Here is a 5,839-nt window from a genome sequence, read left to right as displayed (position 1 = left end):
CTGCTGGCCGACGGCCGCGCCGCCCGGGGGCTGCTGGCCTGCAGCACCAACCGGGGCGCCGTGCATCAGCTGCCGAGGCTGGCGGCCGCCCTCAAGGTGCCCAGTCTCTGGATCGCCGGCAGCCGCGACCAGGTGATGGAGCCCCGCTACGTGCGCCATCTGGCCGGCTACAGCCCCGACCACCAGCTGGCGATCCTCCCCGGGGTGGGCCACCTGCCGATGCTCGAGAGCCCCCGGGAGCTGGCGGCCCTGATTGATGCCTGGCTGGCGGACGATCTGGCCCTGACCGCCCAGCCGCCCGGGCCTCAGAGCGTGGCCAGTCCCTTCTCCTGCAGCTCCGCCAGCTGCGCGTAAAGCCCGCCGACGGCCCGCAGCTCACGATGATTGCCCTCCTCGATCAGGCGGCCGCGGCGCAGCACCAGGATCCGGTCGGCGGCCTCGACGGTGGCCAGGCGGTGGGCGATGACGATGGCGGTGCGGCCGCTGAGCAGGGTGTCCAGGTCCCGCTGGAGGGTGGCCTCGGTGGAGGGATCCATGAAGGCCGTGGCCTCATCCATCACCAGCACGGAGGGATCGCGGATCGCCACCCGCGCCACCGCCAGCAGCTGGCGCTCCCCGGAGGAGAGGTTGCCGCCCCGTTCGCGTAGCTCGGAGGCCAGCCCATCCCCCAGTCGGGCCAGCAGGGGGCCGAGGCCGAGGTCGCCGCAGAGGCGCTCCAGATCGGCATCGCTGATCGCCGCATCGAGGCGCAGGTTCTCCGCCACGTTGCCGCTGAACAGGAACGTGTCCTGCAGCACCACCCCCAGGCGGCGGCGCAGGGTGGCGATCGGCAGCTCGCGGATATCGACGCCGTCGAGGCGGATGGTTCCCTGCTGGGGTTCGTAGAGCCGGCAGAGGAGACGGATCACCGTGGTCTTGCCGGATCCGGTGGGGCCCACGATCGCCACGTGCTCGCCGGGGGCGATGCGGAAGGAGAGGTCGGTGAGGATCGGGTCGTCGGGGCGGTAGGCGAAGGAGACGTTCTCGAACTCCACCTCGCCGGGGCTGAACCGTTCCGCCCCCGACACCATGGCGGCGGCGCTGCGCTGGCTGCTGGGCAGATCGGCGATTTCGATCGGCTGCTCCAACAGCTCGCCGATGCGCTCCACCGCCGTGAGCCCCCCCTGGATCTGGGTGAAGCGCTCCGCCAGCTGGCGCAGGGGGTCGAACACCCGCTGGGAGAAGAGGATGAAGGTGGTGAGGGTGCCCAGGCCCATGGCGCCGCCGGTGACCATGGCCCCGCCGAGGGCCAGCACCAGCGCGACGGCGGCCAGGGCCACCCACTCGATGAAGGCGGAGATGGCGCTGTCGTAGAAGATCGTGCCGGTCACCGCCCGGCGGTAGGCGTCGGTGGTGCGGGAGAAGCGCGCGCCGTTGACGGCCTCGCGGCGGAACATCTGCACCACCTCCAGGCCCTGGAGGTTTTCCTGCAGGTCGGCGTTGAGCTGGCCCAGCTCCTCGCGCACCCGGTAGTTGGCCTTGCGGTAGCGGCCCTGCAGCCAGAGCACACCGAGGGTGACGGGCACCTGGCTGACGAGCAGCAGCAGCCCCAGGCGCCACTCGATCGAGAGCATGGTGAGGCCGATCACCAGCAGGGTGACCAGATCGGAGAGCACCCCCACCGCGCCGCTGCCGAACACCTCGGCCAGGGCATCGACGTCGCTGGTGAGGCGGGTGAGCAGCTTGCCCACCGGCGTGCGGTCGTGGAAGCGCAGCGAAAGGGCCATCGCATGGCGGAACAGGTCGTCGCGGATGCGCGCGGTGAGGCGCTGGCCCACCACCTGCACGTTGTAGGTCTGGGTGCCCTGGAGGGAGAGGCGCAGCAGCACCGCCGCCAGCAGCATCGCCACCAGCACCCGCAGGGCCGTCGGCACAGGCAGGGGGGTCAGCCAGGGCAGCACCTCCTCGCCGCGGAGCTTGGAGATCACCTGGCCCACCAGCAGCGGCTGCACCGAGGCCGCCAGGGCCAGGGGAATCAGCAGCAGCAGGGACAGCAGCAGCCGTTTCCTGTCCCGGCCCAGATAGGGCAGCAGGCGCCGCAGTCGCTGGCCGTCGAGGCTGCTCATCGGGCTGGCACCTGGGCAGCGGAGACGCGCTCCACCAGACCCTGGAGCGTGCCGCCATCGAGCCGCAGGGCCAGGGGGTGGCCGATCAGACGGGCCGTGCTGCTGAACAGATCCTCGATCGCCACCAGCCCGTTGTCCCGCAGGGTGCGGCCGGTGGCCACCAGATCGACGATCGCCTCGGACATCCCCGTGATCGGCCCGAGTTCCACCGACCCGGTGAGGTGGATCAGCTCCACCGGCAGGTCCAGCTGCTCGAAGAAGGCTTCGGCGCAGCGGGTGAACTTGCTGGCCACCCGGCAGTGGGCCGGCAGGTCCGCGGCCCGCCGGTAGCCGCTGCTGGCCTTCACCGCCACCGCCATGCGGCAGCCGCCGAAGCCCAGATCCACCAGCTGGGCCACGGGCAGCTGGTGCTCGCGCAGCACGTCGTAGCCCACCACCCCGAGCTGGGCCTGGCCATAGGCCACATAGACCGGCACATCGGCGTTGCGCACCAGCAGGGCCCGGGCCGTGCCGCAGGCGCTGGGCACCATCAGCAGGCGGTTGTCCTCCTCCAGCAGGGCGGAGAAATCCAGGCCGGCCGCCTGGAAACGGCGCACGGAGTCCTTCAGCAGGGCGCCCTTGGCCAGGGCGACGGTGATTGGGGACCGCTGGTTGGCGGTGATCATGGAAGCCAGCAGCAATCTGGACTGTAACGATGCCGGATCACGTCGAAGCCACCGTCGCAGCCGGACTGCAGGTGGCGCTGCTGCCCGTGCTGCGGGACAACTACCTGTTCGTCCTCCATGACGGCCGGCGGGCGGCGCTGGTGGATCCGGCGGTGGCGGAGCCGGCGATCGCCTGGCTCAAGCAGAGGCACCTGGAGCTGGTGGCCGTGCTGCACACCCACCACCACAGTGATCACATCGGCGGCACCCCTGCCCTGCTGCGGGAATGGCCCCGGGCCGAGGTGGTGGCGGCCCGCGACGACCGGGAGCGGATTCCCTTCCAGACCCGGGGGGTGGCGGACGGCGATCACTTCACCCTGCTGGGCCAGCCGGTGGAGGTGCTGGCGGTGCCGGGCCACACCCGCGCCCACATCGCCTTCCACCTGCCCCTGCAGGGGGATCTGTTCTGCGGGGACACCCTGTTCGCCGCTGGCTGCGGCCGGCTGTTCGAGGGAACCCCCGAGCAGATGCACCGCTCCCTGCGGCGGCTGGCCGCCCTGCCGGAGACGACCCGGGTGTGGTGCGCCCATGAGTACACCGAGGCCAACCTGCGCTGGGCGGCGGCCCAGCGGCCGGGGGACGGGGCCATCGCCGAACGGCTGGCCGCGGTGCGGCTCACCCGCGCCCAGGCGGAACCCACGATCCCCAGCAGCATCGGCGAGGAGCGCCGCACCAACCTGTTCGTGCGGGCGGCGGATCCGCGTGAGCTGGCCGATCTGCGGCGCAGCAAGAATGACTGGACGGAATGAAGAACGCGGCCGGTTTTGGGAGAGAAGGATGGCGCCCTCTGGGCAGGAATGTATTGCACAACACAAGTCAATGGCTGTCTTGTCAGACCGTGGCACAACCCAGGTAAGGTCACCGGAGTCAAGTTCCAGCGGTCATGACGCAGACGGCTTCGATCCGATCGGACGATGTCCTGGAGTCCGATGGGTCCATCAAGCTGCGCAAGGTTGTTCTTTCCGGGCGTCTTGACATGCTGGGCATGGAAGAGATTGCCCTGAAGCTCACATCGCTGACCGCCATCAAACCATTGCCGGTCATTCTCGACCTCCGGGATGTCAGCTTTCTGGCCTCCATCGGCATTCGCAGCATCATCTCCAGTGCCCGCGCCCTGGATCAGAAAGGCGGCCGCATGGTGATCCTGCTGGGCGCCAACGAACTGGTCAAGGCCACGCTCGAGTCCACCGGGATTGACGACGTGATTGCGATGGTCGCCGATGAGGCCCAGGCCGAACGGGACGCCCTGGCCTGAGGCTCGATCGATGGCGCCACCCCAGCCTGACGCCCCCACCCTCTCGGTGCAGCCCAGCCCCCAGGAGCTGCGTCGCTGCTCCGAGTGGCTCACCGAACACTGCCGCAACCAGGCCGTCCCCCCCGGGCCCACCGGCAAGCTCGACCTCTGCCTCAACGAGGTGCTCGCCAATCTGATCGACCACGGCGGGGCAGCCCATTGCACCTGCCCGGTGGATCTGACCCTGGAGCTGGCCGACTGCGGCGATCGGGGTCTGGCCACCCTCACCATCGTCGATGCCGGCCCGGCCTTTGATCCCCTGAGCGTCAGCCGCGGCCCCCTGCCCCGCTCCCTGGCGGAGGCCGAACCCGGCGGGCTGGGGCTGCTGCTGGTGAACCGTTTCATGGATGAACGCAGTTACCGAAGAGCCGGCGACAGGAACGTGCTTAAGCTCGGCATCTACTTTCCAAAAGACCCCTGATCGGGAATGTGCGTCGAGCCCCCACCCTCCCTGGCCCCCTCGACCACCAGTGCCCTCCCGTTCCAGGACATCCCCCTCTTCCGTGATGTGAAGGAGGAGGTGTTGCTGGCGGCGGTTCACCGCTGCCAGGTTCTGCCGCTGCAACCGGGCCAGGTGCTGCTCACACCCGGGCAGACCAACGAGGACATCTTCATCATCCTGGCCGGAACGGTCACGGTCCACCTCGGTGCTGACAACTACCGCAGCAAGGGGATAACGATTCCGATCGGACACTGCATCGGCGAGTTTTCCGCCATTGATGGCCGGCCGGCCTCGGCCCTGGTGCGGGCCGAGGATGGCGCGACCGTGCTGCGGATCCCGCAGCAGGTGTTCTGGTCGCACATGGTGCTACTGCCCGGGGTGGCCCGCAACATGATGATTTCCCTGGTGGAACGCACCCGGCTCACCAATCAACTGACGCTGGAGGCCCAGCGGGAAGCCCTGGAGCTGTCCCACCTGCGCAAGGAACTGGACCTGGCCAGGGACCTGCAGCTGAACATGCTGCCGCCCCAGGGCGACCTGTTCTCCGGGCATCCCGACATCGAGATCGCCACCCTGATGGAGCCGGCCACCACGGTGGCGGGGGACTTCTTCGATGCCTTCTTCGTCGACGGCCAGCGGCTGTTCGTCTGCATCGGGGATGTGTCCGGCCATGGCCTCGGCGCGGCGCTGTTCATGGCGCGCTCGGTGGGGCTGCTCAGGATCCTGGCGAACACTGAAACAGCTCCGGACGCGGTGCTACGCCGCCTCAATGACAGCCTCGCCGAAGGCAACGAGGCCGCCCTGTTCGTCACCATGTTCTGTGGCTACCTGGATCTGAGCTCCGGCCTGTTCACCTATTCCAACGGCGGCCACTGTCCGCCCCTGCTGCAGCGGGATGGGGAGATCCGGCCGATCCCGATGCCCCGAGGGGCGCTGCTGGGGGTGTTCCCCGGCCGGCCCTACCAGAGCCTGACCCTCACGCTTGACCCTGGCGACCTGCTGATGGTGTACACCGACGGTGTCACCGAAGCGGAGAACACCGACGGAGAACCCTTCGGTGTTCAGGGGTGCCGGAGCCTGCTGGCCGAGGCGGGTCAGGGCCCCCTCGACGCCCTGATCCAGGAGCTGCGCCAGAGCCTGCGGGGCTTCACCAGCAGCCAGCACCTGGAGGACGACTGCACCCTGCTGCTGCTGCGGCGCCGGCCCGGTCCCGGCCTCAGGGAGGGGAGCTGAAGCTGCCGGCGTTCCGGCCCGGCGGCAGCGTCACCAGCGGTCGGCCGCCGGGAAACAGCAG

Annotated in this window: 7 protein-coding genes; 5 read left to right on the top strand and 2 right to left on the bottom strand. The window is 69.5% G+C overall.

Annotated features, from left to right (window positions below; genetic code table 11):
- Positions 1 to 354 (top strand): alpha/beta fold hydrolase (locus VB737_RS14390; protein WP_500313963.1); only part of this gene is annotated, 354 nt, incomplete at its 5' end.
- Here VB737_RS14390 and VB737_RS14385 read toward each other — a convergent pair.
- Both VB737_RS14385 and hisG read right to left on the bottom strand, forming a co-directional pair.
- Positions 306 to 2,105, bottom strand: a complete 1,800-nt coding sequence (locus tag VB737_RS14385) for an ABC transporter ATP-binding protein (RefSeq protein WP_500313961.1) — start codon at positions 2,103 to 2,105, stop codon at positions 306 to 308. The genes VB737_RS14390 and VB737_RS14385 overlap by 49 nt on opposite strands.
- Positions 2,102 to 2,770 carry an ATP phosphoribosyltransferase gene (gene hisG, locus VB737_RS14380; protein ID WP_500313960.1) on the bottom strand — a complete coding sequence of 223 codons (669 nt, stop codon included), beginning with the start codon at positions 2,768 to 2,770 and terminating at the stop codon, positions 2,102 to 2,104. The genes VB737_RS14385 and hisG overlap by 4 nt, the downstream gene beginning before the upstream one ends.
- Before the next feature lie 29 nt (positions 2,771 to 2,799).
- Here hisG and gloB point away from each other — a divergent pair, with 29 nt between their 5' ends.
- The 4 genes from gloB (at position 2,800) to VB737_RS14360 (ending at position 5,778) form a co-directional block, all read left to right on the top strand.
- Positions 2,800 to 3,558, top strand: coding sequence for a hydroxyacylglutathione hydrolase (gloB, locus tag VB737_RS14375; protein ID WP_500313958.1), 759 nt, complete (start codon positions 2,800 to 2,802; stop codon positions 3,556 to 3,558).
- 134 nt (positions 3,559 to 3,692) lie between these two features.
- Positions 3,693 to 4,064, top strand: a complete 372-nt coding sequence (locus tag VB737_RS14370) for an STAS domain-containing protein (RefSeq protein WP_500313957.1) — start codon at positions 3,693 to 3,695, stop codon at positions 4,062 to 4,064.
- Between the two features lie 10 nt (positions 4,065 to 4,074).
- A complete protein-coding gene (locus tag VB737_RS14365) occupies positions 4,075 to 4,524 on the top strand; it encodes an ATP-binding protein (RefSeq protein WP_500313955.1) in 450 nt (149 codons plus the stop codon).
- A gap of 6 nt (positions 4,525 to 4,530) precedes the next feature.
- Complete coding sequence (locus VB737_RS14360) at positions 4,531 to 5,778, top strand: SpoIIE family protein phosphatase (RefSeq protein ID WP_500313953.1); 1,248 nt, start codon at positions 4,531 to 4,533, stop codon at positions 5,776 to 5,778.
- Positions 5,779 to 5,839: the final 61 nt, after the last annotated feature.

Source organism: Synechococcus sp. BA-120 BA3 (assembly GCF_034931285.1).
GTDB lineage: Bacteria > Cyanobacteriota > Cyanobacteriia > PCC-6307 > Cyanobiaceae > Cyanobium.
Note: the sequence above shows the minus strand (reverse complement) of the source record. Positions and strands in the feature narration are given on the sequence as shown.

Bases quoted from the DNA above. Each gene is read 5' to 3' on its own strand.
- VB737_RS14385 (WP_500313961.1), bottom strand. From the start codon at position 2,105: ATGAGCAGCCTCGACGGCCAGCGACTGCGGCGCCTGCTGCCCTATCTG.
- hisG (WP_500313960.1), bottom strand. From the start codon at position 2,770: ATGATCACCGCCAACCAGCGGTCCCCAATCACCGTCGCCCTGGCCAAG.
- gloB (WP_500313958.1), top strand. From the start codon at position 2,800: ATGCCGGATCACGTCGAAGCCACCGTCGCAGCCGGACTGCAGGTGGCG.
- VB737_RS14370 (WP_500313957.1), top strand. From the start codon at position 3,693: ATGACGCAGACGGCTTCGATCCGATCGGACGATGTCCTGGAGTCCGAT.
- VB737_RS14365 (WP_500313955.1), top strand. From the start codon at position 4,075: ATGGCGCCACCCCAGCCTGACGCCCCCACCCTCTCGGTGCAGCCCAGC.
- VB737_RS14360 (WP_500313953.1), top strand. From the start codon at position 4,531: ATGTGCGTCGAGCCCCCACCCTCCCTGGCCCCCTCGACCACCAGTGCC.